17 protein-coding genes are annotated in these 18232 nt (G+C 66.1%); 15 read left to right on the top strand and 2 right to left on the bottom strand.

Going from position 1 to position 18232, the window contains the following annotated elements; translation table 11 throughout:
* The first annotated feature begins 9 nt into the window (after window positions 1–9).
* The 8 genes from F1D05_RS29885 (at window position 10) to F1D05_RS29850 (ending at window position 6099) form a co-directional block, all read left to right on the top strand.
* Entirely contained in the window at window positions 10–825 is an 816-nt protein-coding gene (locus F1D05_RS29885) for an ABC transporter ATP-binding protein (RefSeq protein WP_246486090.1), read from the top strand.
* A 61-nt stretch (window positions 826–886) separates the two neighbouring features.
* Entirely contained in the window at window positions 887–2401 is a 1515-nt protein-coding gene (locus F1D05_RS29880) for a carboxylesterase/lipase family protein (RefSeq protein ID WP_185443740.1), read from the top strand.
* A 1-nt stretch (window position 2402) separates the two neighbouring features.
* On the top strand, window positions 2403–3245 hold the full coding sequence (locus tag F1D05_RS29875) for an HpcH/HpaI aldolase family protein (protein ID WP_185443739.1): 843 nt from the start codon (window positions 2403–2405) through the stop codon (window positions 3243–3245).
* A 79-nt stretch (window positions 3246–3324) separates the two neighbouring features.
* Window positions 3325–3873: a cupin domain-containing protein gene (locus F1D05_RS29870; RefSeq protein ID WP_185443738.1), complete on the top strand. Its 549-nt coding sequence runs from the start codon at window positions 3325–3327 to the stop codon at window positions 3871–3873.
* Between the two features lie 9 nt (window positions 3874–3882).
* The gene (locus tag F1D05_RS29865) at window positions 3883–4329 is read left to right on the top strand and encodes a VOC family protein (RefSeq protein ID WP_185443737.1); all 447 of its coding nucleotides are present in this window, start codon (window positions 3883–3885) and stop codon (window positions 4327–4329) included.
* Window positions 4326–4757 carry a GlcG/HbpS family heme-binding protein gene (locus tag F1D05_RS29860; protein ID WP_185443736.1) on the top strand — a complete coding sequence of 144 codons (432 nt, stop codon included), beginning with the start codon at window positions 4326–4328 and terminating at the stop codon, window positions 4755–4757. Before F1D05_RS29865 ends, F1D05_RS29860 begins: the two co-directional genes overlap by 4 nt.
* Before the next feature lie 91 nt (window positions 4758–4848).
* A complete protein-coding gene (locus F1D05_RS29855) occupies window positions 4849–5577 on the top strand; it encodes a FadR/GntR family transcriptional regulator (protein ID WP_185443735.1) in 729 nt (242 codons plus the stop codon).
* Between the two features lie 192 nt (window positions 5578–5769).
* On the top strand, window positions 5770–6099 hold the full coding sequence (locus tag F1D05_RS29850; protein ID WP_185443734.1) for a hypothetical protein: 330 nt from the start codon (window positions 5770–5772) through the stop codon (window positions 6097–6099).
* 348 nt (window positions 6100–6447) lie between these two features.
* Here the strand turns inward: F1D05_RS29850 and F1D05_RS29845 are convergent, their stop codons facing one another.
* Window positions 6448–7101 (bottom strand): flavin reductase family protein, encoded by a 654-nt coding sequence (locus tag F1D05_RS29845; protein ID WP_185443733.1) that lies wholly within the window; start codon window positions 7099–7101, stop codon window positions 6448–6450.
* 109 nt (window positions 7102–7210) lie between these two features.
* Between F1D05_RS29845 and F1D05_RS29840 the strand changes: the two genes are divergently transcribed.
* Window positions 7211–7537 (top strand): antibiotic biosynthesis monooxygenase family protein, encoded by a 327-nt coding sequence (locus F1D05_RS29840; protein ID WP_185443732.1) that lies wholly within the window; start codon window positions 7211–7213, stop codon window positions 7535–7537.
* A gap of 497 nt (window positions 7538–8034) precedes the next feature.
* Here the strand turns inward: F1D05_RS29840 and F1D05_RS29835 are convergent, their stop codons facing one another.
* Complete coding sequence (locus tag F1D05_RS29835) at window positions 8035–9063, bottom strand: LacI family DNA-binding transcriptional regulator (protein WP_185443731.1); 1029 nt, start codon at window positions 9061–9063, stop codon at window positions 8035–8037.
* Between the two features lie 134 nt (window positions 9064–9197).
* On the opposite strand from F1D05_RS29835, the gene F1D05_RS29830 reads away from it, so the two are divergent.
* The 6 genes from F1D05_RS29830 to F1D05_RS29805 are packed head-to-tail and all read left to right on the top strand — an operon-like array spanning window position 9198 to window position 17979.
* A complete protein-coding gene (locus F1D05_RS29830; protein WP_185443730.1) occupies window positions 9198–10541 on the top strand; it encodes an ABC transporter substrate-binding protein in 1344 nt (447 codons plus the stop codon).
* 20 nt (window positions 10542–10561) lie between these two features.
* Window positions 10562–11539, top strand: a complete 978-nt coding sequence (locus F1D05_RS29825) for a carbohydrate ABC transporter permease (protein ID WP_185443729.1) — start codon at window positions 10562–10564, stop codon at window positions 11537–11539.
* Window positions 11536–12435 carry a carbohydrate ABC transporter permease gene (locus F1D05_RS29820; protein ID WP_185443728.1) on the top strand — a complete coding sequence of 300 codons (900 nt, stop codon included), beginning with the start codon at window positions 11536–11538 and terminating at the stop codon, window positions 12433–12435. The genes F1D05_RS29825 and F1D05_RS29820 overlap by 4 nt, the downstream gene beginning before the upstream one ends.
* A 15-nt stretch (window positions 12436–12450) precedes the next feature.
* Window positions 12451–14166 (top strand): GH39 family glycosyl hydrolase, encoded by a 1716-nt coding sequence (locus tag F1D05_RS29815; protein ID WP_185443727.1) that lies wholly within the window; start codon window positions 12451–12453, stop codon window positions 14164–14166.
* 33 nt (window positions 14167–14199) lie between these two features.
* Window positions 14200–16014 carry a glycoside hydrolase family 2 protein gene (locus F1D05_RS29810; RefSeq protein ID WP_185443726.1) on the top strand — a complete coding sequence of 605 codons (1815 nt, stop codon included), beginning with the start codon at window positions 14200–14202 and terminating at the stop codon, window positions 16012–16014.
* A gap of 57 nt (window positions 16015–16071) precedes the next feature.
* Entirely contained in the window at window positions 16072–17979 is a 1908-nt protein-coding gene (locus F1D05_RS29805) for a GH39 family glycosyl hydrolase (RefSeq protein WP_185443725.1), read from the top strand.
* Window positions 17980–18232 lie beyond the last annotated feature (253 nt).

Here is an 18232-nt window from a genome sequence, read left to right as displayed (position 1 = left end):
AGAACAGCCGTGATCGAGACCAGTACACAGCCGAGCTCGACGGCACCTGGCAACACACCGATCCTGTCGGTGCAAGGACTGCGCAAGAGCTACCGGACCCGTACAGGGGATCAGTTCGTCCTCGACGACGTCGACCTCGATGTGGCGACCGGCGAGTTCGTCTGCCTCGTCGGCCCCTCGGGAGCTGGGAAGACCACGCTCCTACGCTGCATGTCTGGCCTGATGCCACCGACTGCCGGCACGGTCCAGGTGCAAGGGCGCGTTGTCGACCGGCCGCCGGCGGAGATCGCCGTCGTCTTCCAGGACTACAGCCGGTCATTGATGCCCTGGATGTCGGTGGAGCGCAACGTGATGCTGCCGCTGCGCTCCAAGGGCATGCCGAAGACCGAGCGGATCGCCACGGCACAAGCCGCGCTCATCGCCGTCGGACTCGACGGAACCGGGACGAAGTACCCGTGGCAGCTGTCGGGCGGCATGCAACAGCGGGTCGCGATCGCCCGTGCGCTCGCGTACGAGCCGAGAGCCCTACTCATGGACGAGCCGTTCGCTTCCGTTGACGCCCAGACCCGTGCTGATCTCGAGGATCTCGTCCTGAGCGTGCGCGACGCCTTCGGCATGACGATCGTGCTCGTCACCCACGACATCGACGAGGCCGTGTACCTCGGCGACCGGGTGGTGGTGCTGTCGGGCTCCCCGACCCGAGTCCGTGAAGAGATCACCGTCGATCTGGGTCCCAACCGCGACCAGCTCGCGACGAAGGCTCTGCCGGAGTTCGTCGCGCTTCGTACCCGAGTGCTCCGCCTGATCCGGGAAGCCAACGCATGACCGTGATCGAAGCCCTCGCCGTCGCCATGCCCACGGCACCCGAGAAGGAAGGTGTTCTCTCATGACCGACGTACGAACGCAGCTCGGCACCGTGCGCGGTGTCCAGGACGGCGACGTCCACCGGTTCCTCGGTATCCCGTTCGCGGCGCCGCCTGTGGGCGATCTGCGCTGGAAGCACGCACAGCCCCCGACCGCGTGGGAGGGCGTCCGGGAGGCGTCCACGTTCGGGCCCGGCCCGATCCAGACCGCACTCACCGAGCACACGCCGAAGGGTGGTCAGAGCGAGGACTGCCTCTACCTCAACGTCTGGACGACCAACCTCGATCCGTCCGCAAAACAGCCGGTGATGTTCTGGATCCACGGCGGCGGCTTCCTCAACGGGGCCGCGTCGATGCCGCTGTACGACGGCACCTCGCTGTCGCAGCGCGGCATCACGGTCGTCTCGGTCGAGTACCGGCTCGGTGCCTTCGGGTTCCTCACCGACCCCGAGGTCGGCGCGAACTTCGGCGTGTCCGACTGGGTCCTCGGGCTCGAGTGGGTCAGGTCCACCATCGAAGCGTTCGGCGGCGACCCGGGCTGCGTGACGATCTTCGGGCAGTCCGCCGGCGGCGCCGCGACCCGCGCGCTGCTCTCCACACCATCGGCGCGGGGGCTGTTCCACCGCGCGATCATCCAAAGCGCGGGCTTCGAGGACTACGCCGTCGCGGGCTCACCCTCCTACGAGCGAGCACGCGCCGCGACCCAGCGGATGAAGTCAGCGCTCGGCTGCGACACGGTCGACGAGATGCGCGTGATCGAGCCCGAGCCAGTCCGGGTGGCATCGCTGGCCAACAGCGGGATCTTCCCGCCCCAGGGGCAGGTCCACACGCCCGCGAACCTCGTCTGGTATCCCGTCGTCGACGGCGACGTCATCACCCCCGGGTTCGAGGGATGGCCCGAGGACGTGCCGGTCATGTTCGGGTGCACCGAGGACGAGTCGCGGATGTTCATCCGGCCGGACGCGCTCTACGCCCACCCGGAGGTCCGGCCCGAGGACGCCTACACGCACGACACGTTGGTGAACATGGCACGCGCCCTCGGTGGCGACGCCGCCGACGACATCGTGAAGGAGCTGACGGGCCGCGGACTCACCCCGTACGAGGCCATCGCGGAGGTTTACACCGCGGCGGTGTGGCACGAGCCGGCGCTGGCGACACTCGACCGCTTCGACGCGCTCGGCCGTACCTTGTACTACTACCGTTTCGCGCGCGTGTCCCCCGGCGCCGAGAAGGACGGGACCCGAGCGTTCCACGCAGCCGAGAACCCGTATGTCTTCGGGCGCCTCGTCCCCGAGGGCTACTACGACGACGTCGACCTCGCGGTCCACGACGCAGTCCAGACCGCCTGGACCGAGTTCGCCCGCACCGGTGTGCCGAGCCACCTCGACGGCACCGCCTGGCCCGCGTACGACACCGACAACCCGCACTTCACGATCATCGACGACGTCACGACCAGCAAGCCGCTCCAGATCAGCCCCGTCACCGCGCTGATCCGGGCGCAGCGCTCGGACGCGACCAGCTCAGGAGAGGACAACTGACGTGTTCGCACCCAACCCGCTGCTCACCAAGATCGAGACCGGGGTAGTCCCCCTCGGCATCCAGTGCTTCACCGGCAACCACACGCTCATCGAGGTGATGGGCCGCACCGGCTTCGACTTCGTCATGCTCGACACCGAGCACAGCGGGACGAACCCGCGGGCGATCGAGGATGCCGTACGCGCCGCCGACGGCGTCGGCCTGGTGCCGATCGTGAGGATCCCGGAGGCGCACGACGAGACAGCCATCCGACGCTCGCTCGAGGCAGGTGCGCAGGGGCTGATCGTCCCCATGGTGAAGTCGGCTGCCGACGTGGACACCGTGCTTCATGCCGCGCTGTTTCCGCCGGCCGGCAAGCGGGGCATCTGCCCGGCGGTCCGTGCGGGCGGCTACTCGTTCAGCACCTTCCCCGAGTACGCCGCGTGGAACAACGCCAACACGATGATCATCCCCCTCATCGAGCACCCCGACGGGGTCGCGAACATCGAGGAGATCTGTGCCCACGAGGCCGTCCGGATGATCACGTTCGGCGCCGGCGACCTCGCGTACGCGATGGGCGAAGGCACCGCGATGCTCGCCAGCCCGAAGGTCCAGGATGCCTACCGTACGGTGCTTGCCGTAGCGAAGGAGCACGGTGTCGCCGTGATGGGTGGCCCGGTCCTGGAGCCGACGACCGAGGCGTGCGCGAAGGCGATCGAGGACGGCGTCACGGTCTTCTGCCTCGGCCTCGACGTGATGGCGTTCCGCAGCTGGTGCGAGGACACCGTCGCGGCACTCGACAAGGCTGTCGCAGGGTCGGCACTGACGCGTCCGCCCGCACCCGCGAGCGGCTTCCCGGGTCGCTGATCCGTACCCCGGGCCGCAGGTGTCCACCTCGGATTGCGACCTCGTCCCCGGAAATCAACGAGATACAGGAGTAGCAGAGATGGCATCACGCTGGAAGCGCATCGTGGTCGGGCCGAACGAAGACGGGAAGTCCGCCGTCCTGGACACCGAGCAGACCAACGTCCAGTCCAGGGAGGGGTTCTACTGGCGCGCCACGCTGTGGGGAACCCAGGAGACGCCCGCCGACAACACAATCGAGGGGGACCGTTCCCTCGACGTGAAGACCCGCGAACCGTTCGCGAACGGGATGCTCTGCCGCGCGCTGGAGATCCCGCCGGACCACAGCGACGCGGACACGCACCTGAAGGTCTTCAACGAGCTCAACGAGCAGATCGGTCACCCGATCGAGGCGACCGCCGAGGACAGCGCCCGCCACCCCACGATGCACCGGACGGACACGCTCGACTGCATCACCTGCGTGATCGGGGAGATCTACCTCGTAACCGACGTCGAGGAGGTACTGATGAAGCCGGGTGACACCGTCATCATCCGCGGCACCAACCACGGATGGAGCAACAGGTCTGACGAGCCATGCCTGCTGGTCGGCACGATGCTCGACGCCGTCCCCAAAGTCGCTCCAGGTCGCTGAGGGTCTGGGATGACCACCAACCTCACGCTGACCCGCGTCCACCATGTCCTCGTGCCGGTCACGGACATCGAGGCGAGCGTCCGCTGGTACGAGACGGTGCTGCGGGCCTCGCGGATCGAACGGTTCGACCACCACGACGAGTCGGGGGCCTTGTTCGCGGTGATCCTCCAGCTCCCCGGAGGCGGTCCTATGTTGCAGTTGCGTCTCGACCCGTCGATGGCGACCGAGGTGGCCGGGTACAGCCCGGTGACATACGGGGTTGCCGACCGTACGGCGCTGGACGGATGGGTGGCGCACCTCGACGACAACCGGGTCGCTCGTTCGCCGATCCGTACGGCGAGGATCGGTGCGGCGGTGGACTTCGCCTCGCCCGAAGGGCTGGTGATCCGGCTGTACACCGACCCGGTCGGAGGGATCGACGGCGTGTCGTTCTCCGAGGGCAGTGGGGACCGATGATCGCGCTGTCAGCCGCGCGAACGGTCGTCGACGGCGTGCTCGCGCATGCCCGCGCGGCGAGGTTTCCTCCGATGACAGTGGCGGTGCTGGACGCCGCCGGCCAACTGGTCGCGTTTGCCCGCGAAGACGACTCCAGCCTGCTGCGGGAGCGCATCGCGCGCGGCAAAGCCCGTGGCGCACTCAACCTGGGTGTCGGCAGCCGATCGCTGGCCGGAAAAGCCGCGGCCCACCCCGCCTTCATCGGGGCAGTCACCTCATTGGCGGACGGAGAGCTCGTCCCTGTTCCCGGTGGCGTGCTCGTCCGCGACGGTGCAGGCGTACTTCTCGGGGCGATCGGGGTCAGCGGGCACCACCCCGATGCCGACGAAGCGTGCGCCCTCGCCGGGGCCGAGGCCGCGGGGCTCGTGGCCGAACCCGGCGAGGACTGAGCTGCGGCGGCGGGTCGTCGGTGCGAATGCGGCCCGCTCGCCGATATTCTTCAAGTGACCAAGTGTACAAATGTCTGAGAGAGCGGGCACGATGACCGACGTTCTGGGGGGAAGCACCTACCGCAGAGACCGCACGAGCGCCGCGGACCAGGTGATCAATGACCTCCGTACGAAAATCCTGTCCGGCGATCTCGAGAAGGGCACCCGGCTCCCATCGGAGAAGGAGCTCGCGTCGCACTACGACGTCAGCTCTCCGACGATCCGTGAAGCGGTGCGCGCACTCAGCGCGATGAGCCTGGTCGAGGCCCGTCACGGGGCAGGCACCTTCGTCACCGCCGAGTCCACCTCGCTCATGTCCTCCGCACTCAACGCCGTGATCGAGCTCGAGAAGGTCGACCTGCCGAGCATCTTTGAGTTCTCGGAAGTCATCTATCTCAAGGCCGTCGAGATCGCGCTGCGCGATCCGGATCCTGAGGAGTTCGGTGTCCTGCGCGCAGCGGCAGAGTCGTTCCGCGCGAGCATGACGAACGACGAGTTCGCAGCCTCGCTGCGCGGCTTCCTCACCGGCCTGGTAGGGATCTCGCGCAACAAGCTGCTCATCGCCGTCGCCAACCACCTGATCGAGGCCCAGATCACCACCGCCAAGCGTTCCGCCGAGCGCTCGCCCGAGGTCTGGAGGAGAATCGCGGCGCCGCTGCGGGAAGAGCGGCTCGCCATCGTCGACGCGCTCGACGCCGGTGACTCCGAGGCTGCTGCCGACGCCGTACGGCGCTACATGAAGCGCGGCCACGACCTCGTGGTCAAGCACGCAGAAGGATAGGCGCGGGCCACGTCAGCGTCGAACCGCACTTCGCGACGCAAATCGAAAATGCTGCCGCGGACCTCGGAGTTCTCGCCCATCGAACGCTCCGTCGGCAAAGTGCGCTGCATCGTCGGCAACCGAGAGGAACATTGATGACCAGAGAACCCTTGCTGCCGGACACAGTGAGCACCCCGGGAGGTGCGACGTCGCGTGCGTGGCTACTGTGCGCGGGCCGTCACCCTGGTCAGCGCCTCGGTGAGCCTCGGGTTCGCGATCGAGGCGTTCGTCGACCGGTCGGACGGCGTGACCGCCGAGGGCTACGCGCTCGCGCGAAGCGCCGCGCTCGTCCTCGCCGTCACAGTGGCGCTGTGGCTGCGCTCGCGTACGGCGCTGCTGGTAGCCGCGACGGCGATGATCGTCGTGCAGGGGCTAGACGGCTTCGTCGGTCTCGCCGACGGCAACATCGTCCTTGCCGTCGGGCCGTGGTTCACCGCGGTCCTCAACGTCGTGGTGACCGTCCCTCTGCTGCGCCGGCGATGAGCGACTTCCCTCGGCGCCCGCGCTGGTGGGGCTATCACAGCGGTTTCGCCAAGACCAGCCGACAGAACGCCGATCAGGTCGGCTAGCGAAGCGGGGTCGCAGGTAGCCGACGGAGGGAGCTTTTGACTGAGTGGGGGGGTCAGCTCCTGTTGCAGCATCATTGCGGCTGCGCCCAGGGCTGCCGCGTCCGTCCGCCATGAATACGGTCGCCGAGGCAGGCGCCGGCTCCTTGCGCTGGGTCGTCCAGTACTCGCCCAACGCTGCGCAGGTTGCGTCGTTGTCGAGGATCACCGGCAAGGCTGGGGGGCGGGGTTCGAGTGCTTACCGATGAGCGTTGGACGCAGGACGTCAGGCGGTTCCAGCGGGCTCGGCGGCGCGGATGAGGGGTGGCATGTCCCAGCCGCGGGCCAATGCCGATTCGCCGGTCGGCGAACCGCCGCCGAAGAGCTCGGTGAACTTCATGATCAGGGGATCCCAGCGGAGTGGATCGATGTAGTTAGGTCGTCCGGGAACGACGAGGTCCTCTTCGATGTGCGTCCGGACGATCCCGACCTCGAAGGCCGTCACTCCGCTGTCAGCACCCCCGAACGAATGCGAGGCAAGCACGGCCGCCTCCAGCTGGATCGGGCACTCCGCGGCCCGTGGGACGTCCACCAGATCGGAAGCGACAGGCGTCAAACCAGCTGCCTTGAACTTCTGCGCCTCGAATGTGTATCCCTTCTGTGCCTTGTGCTGCGGAACGCGAGGCGTTCCGGTCAGTAGGGCCAGCCGATTCACCACCGGCGCCATAGTCGAGTCCACAAGATTGAGCACACACTGACCGTGTCGCAACAGGTTGAGCGTTGTCTGTGAGGTCTGGTCGAGACCGAGCATCGCAGAGCCGCTCAGCCACCATGCCGACGACATCGGCGCTAGATTGGCGGTCCCGTCCTCGTTGAGGGTACTGATCAGGACCACCGGGGTGCCGAAGTAGAAAACACGTGGCTCAATCACTCGCTTCACACGAACCTCCAGACGGGTGGGCGTTTCCCCACCGTTCCTGGAACGATCGCGGCCGCATTCATGTGAGGGCTGGATCCGAATACCCCTCGAAATCACGGGAAGGGCTGCCTTGAACAAGCCGCAACCGCCGTACTACGTCGCGATCTTCACCGTCTCGGACACAGGCGACGACGCCGACGCGTACGCCGCCATGGATGCCAGGTTGAACGAATCGGTGGCCCACCATCCCGGCTACCTAGGCAGCGAAAGATCGACCGACGCCCAGGGCGGGGCGGTATCGCTGCTCTATTTCACCGACGCGGTCTCGATCAGGAAGTGGCGGGATGACCCGCTTCATCGGCAAGCCCAGCGTCAGGGCCGCTCGCGATGGTTGGCTGCCTACGAAGTCCAGATCGCGCGGGTGGAGCGAAGCTATACCTTCGAACGAGGCCGATGACCCAGAACCACGGCCGGACCTCGACGCTACGGTGATCCATCTCGTGGTGCTGTCACCAGGTCAGCGTGCCATCACTGAGGTGACTTGTACCTTCAGGGCACCAACACCGCCTAGTCGAAGAACTGGACCAGGCCCGGCAACAACTCAAGACCACGCAGCGCGGCTCGAACGAGCGCTGGACCGGGCGACCCGCAGCGCCGCGTTGGCACTGCGCAGGCGCGACGCTCAGTTGGAGCGGCTCGCGAACTTCGATGCCTGAGCCTTCGGGCTGCCAACCACAGCACCTCGTGCCGCCGCTCAGGTGCCGATCGGGGTGGGGTGGCAGTCAAGAAAGTCTTGCTCGTACAACTGCTGCCCGTTGCCCGGGCCAGCGTTCAACCGGACCACCCGTACGCCGACACCGAGCCCTCCGCGACTTCGAGGTCAAGATGGCAACGGCCCAGGCCGTTGCCCGCCAGTGATTTCGGCACTTCGCTCCGCGGTGTGGAGGCTTCGCGCTACGGTTGGCGATCCGTCGGCCCCACGGTGCTTTCCCTGACGATCAACGAGAAGTTGGTAACGGTGTCGTCGGCCTCGAGGTCGGTCTTGCTGTGGGCCCGAGCGAGGAGGCGGGCGACGGCGTGCTCGGCGATTTGACGTTTGTCGGGGGAAATGGTGGTGAGGGTAGGAGTGCTGTAGTTGCCTTCATCGATGTCGTCGAAGCCGACTACGGCGACATCGTCAGGGACCCGCAGGCCAGCGCGGAGCAGTACCCGGATGGCGCCTTGGGCGAGTAGGTCCGTGGCGCAGAAAACCGCGTCGGGGGGCAAGCCGGGCCCCTCGAGCACCTTCTGCATCGCCATCATCCCGTCCTTGCGATGGTAGCCGACAGTCGGGACGGTCAGCCGGGGTTCCGCCTGCAACCCGGCGGCGGCCAGCGCCTCGCGGTAGCCCGTGGTGCGAAGGCGAGCGATCTCTGAGGTCGGCCGACGCTGGGTACCGATGAAGGCGATACGGCGACGGCCGAGTTCGACCAGATGGGTGGTCGCGACCCGGGCAGCGGCGACGTTGTCGATCCCTACGTGGTCCACCAGGCCCTGACTGGAGCGTTCACCGAGGAGCACGATCGGCGTTTTGTCCCGTCGCTGCTCCAGGTCGTGGCTGCCAAGGGCGACCGGACTGTAGATCAGGCCTTCGACGAACTGGCTGTAGGTGCCGTTGACGACCGCGAGTTCGCGGTCCCGGTCACCGAATGTCTGCATGATCATCACCGTGAGACCACGCGTCTGCGCGACCTCGACCACCAACCGGGCCAGCTCGGAGAAGTAGGAGACGTCGAGTTCGGGCACAGCCAACCCGATGATGCGGCTACGGCCGCTTCGAAGGCTGCGGGCGGCGTGGTTCGGGCGGTAATCGAGCTCCTCGATCGCCTGCAGCACACGGGCGCGAACGTCGTCGCTGACGTGGGGATAGTCGTTGATGACGTTCGACACGGTTTTGCGAGCGACGCCTGCCCGCGCTGCCACGTGCGCCTGAGTGACCGTCATCGACTGCTCCTGGTTCTTACCCTCGGGTTCTGGAAACCTCGATCATAGTCTTTACCACGTGGCAGGCCACGTGGTAAAAATCACCGAAGGCCGCGAATCTTGTCAGATCAGGCGGCAGATCCCTGGAGGAATCGATGACATTTACTGGACGGCGCCTGCCGGCCTATCTGGCGGTTTCGGCGCTCCTCGCCGTGACAGCGTGCTCCAACACGAGTCCGTCGGGCGGTGACAAGTCCGACACGTTGAGCATCTCGGTGTGGGGTGTGAACGAGGACATCGACAGCATCAAGGCGGCCGCGAAGGGATTCGAGCAGGCCAACCCGTCGATCAAGCTGAAATTCAACAAGACCGACTGCGGTGCCGACTACGCGGCCTGCAAGACCCTGATCGCCGGCAAGACCATGTCCGACGTGCTCGTCACGGGCAGCTGGAACCTCAACGAGATGGCCAACGACGGCGTGCTGGCCGACCTGACCGACAAGATGGGCGCCGACAGCGTAAAGACCTCGGATTTCGTCCCGGTCGTGATCGAGTCGGACAAGGCCGCCAAGGACGGCCGCTACTACGCACTGCCGATGGGCTACAACGTCCAGTCTCTGTTCTACAACAAGGCGATGTTCGCGAAGGCAGGCCTCAAAGAGCCGGCTGCCAACGGCGACTACACCTACCAGGAGCTACGGGCCTGGTCGCGAAAGCTGACCTTGGATGCCGCCGGCAACAATGCCGAGAGCCCGAACTTCGACCCGAAGAAGATCGTCCAGTGGGGCTATTACAACCGCATCGCGATCCCGTCGGAGCCGGGTTACTCCCCTGTCTTGTGGGCGCACGGTGGGGGTCTGCTCGGCGACGACAAACGCGACCAGTGCGAGATCGAGAAGGCCGGCACGATCGAGGCAATGCAGTTGCTGCAGGACATGATGTGGAAGGACCACTCGGCAGTGACGCCGCAGCAGGAACAGCAGACACCTGGCTACCTGCGCTGGATCCAGGGTCACGTCGCCATGCAGCAGGGATCGCACGAGCAGGTCACAATTGCGGCGCAGCAGAACCCGAAACTCCAGTACGACATGGCCGCGCTGCCCAAGGGACCCGCGGGTAACTCCACTCTCCTTCAGGTCCACAGTTGGGCCGCGTACGCCAAATCCCCGAATGTGGACAACGCCTGGAAGTTCGTGAAGTACATGGCCACTGAGGGCGCCGGCAAGCAGATGGGCCTCATCCCGGCGTACAAGGACGTGGCCAGCGGTGCGGCCTTCTTGCAGGCGCCTGGTGAGCCTGCACATTTGAAGGAAGCCCAACTGGACCCGGCCAAGTGGCCGCTGGCGCGAACCAACATCGACCCGACCGGTCAGCTCGGGACCGTCCTCGGCCAGGACGGCATCGGGCCGGCGCTGACGAGCCTCATCACGAACAAGAAGACCGCGGCCGAAGCTTTGAAGGGCACCTGCGCCAAGGTCGAAAAGATCCTCGGATCCTGAGCAGGCATGAGGTCGATCTGATGCAGACGTCACCTGACACGCGGCGGCGCCACAATCCCCGCCGCCGCGAGGCGGGCACCGCCCTGCTGTTCCTCCTGCCACAACTCTTCGGGCTGGTTGCTTTCATCGGGCTCCCACTCGGGGTGTCGCTCTACTACTCCTTCACGCACTGGGACCTGGTCGCACCCGCACCTACCTGGATCGGCTGGGACAACTGGGCTCACCTGACCGACGACGAGCGGATCCCGAAGGTGCTGTGGAACACCGTCAAGTTCATCCTGACCGGGACGACCAGCTTCCTGCTGTTCTCCTTGCTGGCTGCCCTGGTCGCCTACCGGCCGCGTCGCGGAGTGGCGGCGTACCGCGCTCTGCTGTTCCTGCCCTACGTGTTGTCGCAGATCGCGGTCGGCATCGTGTGGCGGTGGATGTTCAACACCGAGTCAGGGCCGATCAACGGCGCCTTCGAGGTGTTCGGGCTCACCGGCCCTGAGTGGTTACTCGACCCCCGAACGGCGATGGCCTCGATCGCACTGGTCACCACCTGGCAGGGCCTTGGATACGGCATGACGCTGTACATCGCCGCCCTGCACGGCGTTCCGGATGCGTTGCCAGAGGCCGCGAAGATCGACGGCGCCAATGCCTGGCAGCGATTCCGGCACGTGTTGCTGCCGATGATCTCGCCGACAGTGCTGTTCTTGATGGTCACCTCACTGATCGGTGCGCTGCAGCTGTTCGACCCGGTGGTGGCCATGACGGCCTCAGGCGGCGGCATCGCGGCGGCCGGTGGCCCCGAGGACTCCACTCGCACGGTGGTGCTCTACATGTACAACCAGATGTTCAACTACAACGAGCGTCTGTCCGGCCTGGGGTATGCCGCAGCCATCGCATGGGTGCTCGCGCTGCTCACATTCCTGCTCACTCTTGGGCAGTGGGCCTTCAGCAAGCGCTGGGTCTTCTACGCCGGCGAAACCACCTCGACGAAAGGCGGCCGGGGATGACCGTGACCGAGCCCATCGCTCACGTCGTACCAACTCCGGACCGGGCTCCGACCGGCGGCGGCAAACCGGTAGCCCGCAAGCGGGCGAAGGCAGGCGTCTATCACACCGCGATGACCGTGCTGGTGATCCTCTACATCCTGCCGGTGCTGTGGGCTGTCTCGATGTCGCTGCGCACCGACGCGCACATGTTCGACGCCGACCAGTTGATCCCTCACCCGATCACGTTCGACCATTACGCCAACCTGCTGGCCATTTTGCCTGATTTCGGGCGCTATGTCGGCAATACCGTCCTGATCGCCGTCGTGGGTACGGCCGGAACCTTGCTGTCCAGCTCCCTGGCCGGCTATGCCCTGGCCCGCTTCACGTTTCCGGGGCAGCGGGCGCTGCTGATGGTGATCCTGTTGACCTTGATGGTGCCGGCCCAGGTGACCCTCATTCCGCAGTACGTGATCTTCCGCAACCTGGGGTGGATCGACACTCCGCTACCGATCATCGTGCCGATGCTGTTCGGCAGCGCCTTGCCCACCTTCTTCTTCCGCCAGTTCTTCCTCACCCTGCCGCAGGAGCTGGAAGACGCGGCGGCGGTCGATGGGGCGGGACGCTGGCGCACCTTCTTCGCGGTGATGGCGCCGCTGGCCGGACCGGCCTATCTGGCCATGGGGCTGCTGACCTTCGTCCAGTTGTGGAACAGCTTCTTCGTCAACTCCATCTACCTACAGGACCAGAGCCAGTGGGTACTCACCCAGGCACTGCAGAGCCTGGTCGGCCGCTACAACAGCCAGTACGGCGAAATCATGGCCGGAGTCACTCTCGTCTCCCTGCCGATCGTCGTCGGTTACATCTTCGTGCAGCGCTGGGTCGTTCGCGGTATCGCCTTCAGCGGCGTTGCCAACTGAGAAGGGGAATCTTCCTTGAAGACACCTGCCACTATCGCGACCATCCGGGTGCACCCGGCCAGTCGCGCCGACCACCCCCTTTCCAAGTCCAAGTTCGCCGTCTTCAACAGTGGCATCGTGCACGCGGCGACCTATCATCGCGACGCCGCGGCGTTGCGGGCCGCACAGCCGGAGTCGGTGCGCATCGACATCGGCTGGGGCGCGGACTGGATCGGCTACGAGCGCCCGATCAGCGAACCGTCGCGCGACGGCTTCGCCTATGACTTCTCCGAGCTCGACGAGATCGGTGCCTTCCTCAACGATCTCGGCATTCGCCCCTACTGGTCGTACTGCTATATCCCGTCGCCCTACCAGCCTCGGGGCGGCGACTGGCGGGATCTGGCGGACGACGACGGCGGCTGGGTCGACATGATCAGCGCCTACGTCGAAGGCGCGTACGAGCGCGGTGTCACAGTCGGGTACCACGAGGTCTACAACGAACCTGACCTGCGCGACGAACGAACCGGCGAAGCGGTGTTCTTCGGGGGTGACCTCGACGATTATCTCGCGCTGTACCGGGCCACCGCGTCGGCGATCCGCAAGGCCGATCCGGACACGCCAGTAGGCGGTCCGGCGCTGGCATCGGTACTGGCCAACGAGCACTGGATCCCGGCTTTCCTCGACCTGGTAACGGCCGAGGACCTGCCGCTGGACTTCTTCTCGTTCCACCACTACGGAACCCACAGCATCCAGACCGCGCTGGACAAGGTTCTGCAGCATCTGGAGAACCGACCAGAACTAGGCGACGTTGAGGTGCACCTCAACGAGTACAACTCCTACCCGGTCGACTATCCGCTCGGCGGCGCACAGGACACGCATCACCTGGCGGCCGCTCTGCTGGCCGACTTCGCCACCTTGCTGGCGGCCCCCGGACTGACCAAGGTGAGCTGGGCGCAGTTCCTCGACAGCGGACACGGCAACTACTCGGGAATGGTCACCATCGACGGGCGACCCAAGCCTGTGCTGAGCGCCTACGAGTTCTACCAGAACATGCCGGTGGACCGCTGCGTCGTGGACCTCGACGGACCGCCCGAAGTGGGAGCATTGGCCGGTTCCGAGAACGGCCGGTTCGCGGTGGCGATCTGGAACCGAGCAGCGCGGACGGTACAGATCCAGCTCGACACGGGCGAAGGCGACTATGACGCTGCCGCGCTACGCCGGATCGACGCCGAACACGACGGTAGTGAGGTCGAGCACGCGGCTGTCGAGCGAAATTGGACGTTTGAACTGCCCCGCGGTGGAGTCGTTCTGCTCGAACTGACCGGCTCCGTCCACCACCCCCACAGCGCAGCGCCAGTCGGCGAGGTTCGCCGGGTCCGGCACCAGTACACGGGTCGGCGGACCTCCGCGTGGGCCGACCTCGAAGAGGCCACCACCACGTTCCGCCTCGGCACCGCGTCCGATCCACAGGCAGTCCCGTTGATCGCAGCGGACCTCGTCGGCTGCGGCCCATCGGTCACCGTCACCGGCGGAGTCACCGACGCTGCAGGTTCAGCCGTCCCCCAGGCGTCCCTCGCCGTGCGCTTCGACGGACCCACCGCGAGTCGGGAACTTCAGCTCGGCACCGACACCGCGATGAGGTCGGCCACAGTGGAACTCGCCGCCGTCGGCGCCGAGCACGGTGAAGTCCGCGTCACGGTCACGCTCCAGGACGCACCTCCCCACACCTTCGCCGTAGTTCACCTCGGCTAGCAGCCGACCAGCCCGCCCTCCCGAGGAGCATCCATGCCGACGCCCTTGCAAGACCATCACCCGCGTCCCCTACTGGCCCGCGCCGACTGGCAAGACCTCACCGGAGAGTGGCAGTTCGCCCACGACGACTCCGACGTCGGACTAGCCGAACACTGGCAGCGCCGTACAGACGTCTTCGACCGCACCATCACCGTGCCGTATCCGCCGGAGTCGCCTGCCAGCGGCATCCACGACACCGGCTACCACCCGGTGCTCTGGTATCGCCGGGTGCTTCACGTGACCGCTCCCTCGCCCGGCCGTCGCCTGGTACTGCGGTTCGGCGCCGTCGACTATCGCGCCGATGTCTGGGTCAATGGCGAGCACGTCGTCAGTCACGAAGGCGGCCAGACTCCCTTCGCTGCGGACATCACCGACTCGCTGACCGGCGACGGAGAACAGGTAGTGGTGGTCCGCGCCTGGGACGATCCTCACGACCTCGAGCAACCCCGCGGCAAGCAGGACTGGCAGGAACAGCCACACGTCATCTGGTACGAGCGCACCTCCGGCATCTGGCAGCCAGTCTGGCTCGAAGAGGTCCCGGGAGACCACATCGAAAGCCTTCTCTTCACACCCAGCGAGCCGCCCGGCAGCTTCGACGTCGAGGTACGGCTGACCAGACACAGCAACCAGCCGGTCAAGGTGTCGATCCAACTGCACCTGAACGACCGGACCCTGGTCGACGACACCTGGACCGTGACCGGCAGCCTGCTCCGCCGTCGGCTGACGATCCAGGACAACAGCTTCGAAGCAGAGCCCCATCACCTGCTGTGGTCACCCGAGCAGCCGACCCTCTGCGATGCCACTGTCACAGTCGACGGTGCGGGCGGAGTCGACAGGGTCGAGAGCTACCTCGGCTTCCGCACGGTCGGCACCGATCAGCACTCCTTCCTCCTCAACGGACGCCCGTACTACCTGCGGCTCGCCCTAGCGCAAGGATATTGGCCGCAGTCGCACCTGGCAGCACCCAGCGCCGACACCTTGCGCGCCGAGGTCGAGCTGATCAAACAACTCGGATTCAACGGCATTCGGACGCACCAGAAGGCTGAAGACCCGCGCTTCCTGTACTGGTGTGACCGCCTGGGCGTGCTGGTGTGTGCCGACTCGGCCGCAACCTACTCGTACAGCAGGCGGTCACTGGCTCGCAGTACCCGCGAGTGGATGGAGATCGTCGAACGCGACGCCGGCCATCCCTGTGTCGTCGCGTGGGTCGCGTTCAACGAGAGTTGGGGCGTTGCCCAGGTCGCGAGCTCCGAGCAGCAGCGCGACGCGGTCCACGGCCTCTACCGCCTGCTCAAGGCGCTCGACCCGTCCCGGCCGGTGATCGGCAACGACGGCTGGGAGTACGTGGCCGGTGATCTGCTGGGCATTCACGACTACACGCACGATCCGGACACGATCCACCAGCGGTACGCCAATGAAGACCGCGTCAAGAACACCGTGGAGAACGGCCGGCCAGGGGGAAAGCAACTCACTCTCGGCGACGCTAGTACCGCGGTCCCGGTCCCGGTCCTGCTCAGCGAGTTCGGTGGCTTCACCCACGCACCGGACGATCCCACCACCTGGAGCGGATATGGGGTTACCGACTCCCCCGAACAGCTCCTCGAGCGGCTGGCAGCGCTTCTCGAAGCCGTGCACGGATCCACCGGCCTGGCCGGATTCTGCTACACCCAGCTCGCGGACACCGTCCAGGAACGCAACGGCCTCCTGACCGAAGACCGCAAACCCAAGGCCGACCTCTCCCTGATCGCACAGATCATCACCGGGCCCGCCCCGCTAGCCACACAACCGACCAGCCCGGATCGGAGGTGAAAGTTCCTTTCCCGTTCAGCGCAGGACCGCCCACCCAAGCGAACAGAAGGACTGCAGATGAGCACAATGCGACGGGTATGCGTGGCACTCGGAACCGCGCTCCTGATTGGGGCCTCGCTCGTGGCCCAACCCGCCCAGGCCGCCACCGCTACGGTGACCGCCGACTTCAACGCCAACACCGACTTCCCCCTCACCAAGAGCAAGTTCGGCGTCTTCAACAGCGGCTACGTGTCGCTGGCCCGGTGGCAGCGCGACGCCCCGCGGCTCGCCACCCTCCGCCCGGCGCGGGTGCGCTGGGAGATGATGTGGGGCAACGAACAACACGACTGGGCGCCGATGATCACCGGATCGGCCGCCAGCCCGCAGTACAACTTCAGCCAGGTCGACCAGCTCGTCGACCTCATCAACAACGCCGGCGCGCAACCGGTACCCGCCCTCACCTACACCCCGGGCATCCTCAAACCGGCCGGCGGATCTTGGAACAACCCGCCCAGCAACCCCTCGGTCTGGGCCAACCAGATCGTGCCCGCCTTCGCCAGTCACTGGAAACAGACCGGTCGCCGCATCGGCTCCTACGAGATCTGGAACGAGCCCGACCTGCCGGGCGTCTTCTGGACCGGCAACCAAGCCCAGTACCTCGACCTCTATCGCGACGCCTCGCGCGCCCTGCGAGCCGCCAATCCCGACGCCTACGTCGAAGGCCCGGCGCTGTGCTGCGTCGGATGGTCAGGGCCATTCGTCAACCGCGTACTGTCGGACAACCTCCCGCTCGACGGGTTCTCCTTCCACGCCTATGGTGATGCCACCAACGGCAGCCTCGAGAACAACTACCGCAACGCCACCGACTCAGGGCTGACCGCCTACCGGATGGCGTCGGTCGACAACAACCTCAACGAATACAACTGGACCAACGACTTCACCGCCCCCACCGACGTCATCACCTACCGCGGCGCAGCCGAGATGTTGAAGAGCTACAAGGCGCTGCTGGCCAAGCCCTGGATCACCCACGTCGAATGGGCCCAGTTCCAAGATCCCGTCTGCGCCAGCACCTGCGACGTCATCGGGCTGCTCGACCGCGACGGCCACAAACGCGCTGCCTACAACGCCTTCCAGCTCTACGCCAACATGCCCGTCGAGCGCAAACAGCTCAACATCAGCGGCGCCGTCGACGGAATGGCCTCCTCCGACGGCCACAAGTCCGGCATGCTGCTGTGGAACACCTCCGGTACAGAACAGTCCGTGTCTGCTGCACTGAACAACGTTCCCTTCGCCAACGGCAACTTCCGCGTCTACCGCATCGACGCACAACACGCCAGCTACGAAGACAATCACGCCAATGAACACCTGACGCCGGTCGAACAACGGCTCGGCACCAGCACCGCCGGTCTCAACTGGTCCGGAACCATCCCCGACCACGGCACCGTCTACCTGGAAGCTGAGGACGGCACCGGCACCGACTCCCTCGCCGCCGTCAGCCTGGGCAACGTTGTCCGAAGCAACCATTACATCCCCAACCACGGCAAACCCAGCTATGCGAGCTTCGACCAGCGCACCTGGACAGCAGCACTCGGCATGGCCGGCGAAACCTGGGCCGACGTCGCGTCCGGCACCGTCGCTTCCAACCTGCCCGCCAACCTGCGCGTCCGCCTCCAAGCCAGCGGCAACTTCCAGCAACTCGACGCCAACAGCCTGCTCGGCATGAGAATCGACTTCCAGACAGCCGGCGGATACACCAAGGGCGTACTGATTCACGGCGGCCTCTACAACAGCGGCCGATCAGCACCCGAGCCATGGGGCACCCAGCGCCAACCCGACCAAGTCATCACCGTCGCAAACTTCTCCGACTTCACCATCAACCTACCCAACCTCGCACCACCCGGCTGGACCGGACGAGCCACCCTCAGCTTCCACCTCCAAAACAGCGGCCCCAACACCCGAATCACCGCAAACATCCGAGCAGCCTGAAACTCCGCTGCCCCCGGCCTCAGGGCCGGGGGCAGCACCCCTATCTCTAGGCACGGTGTCACCCGTGTTGCGAACCGCGGAATCAGCAGGACTGCGACAGCTCCCGGCGGGCCGCCTCGCCCCGGCGGTCCAACACCGCGGCCATCAGTACGTCTTCGACGCCCACCGGCAGAACCACACCGCCTGGCACGACGCACTCAACCAAGCCAGCAGTTGGCGTCGCAGCCCGCCGCGATCCCGACGTCGCCCGCAC

This window comes from Kribbella qitaiheensis, assembly GCF_014217565.1.
GTDB classification, from domain to species: domain Bacteria; phylum Actinomycetota; class Actinomycetes; order Propionibacteriales; family Kribbellaceae; genus Kribbella; species Kribbella qitaiheensis_A.
This window is presented reverse-complemented; position numbering and strand designations above follow the sequence as displayed.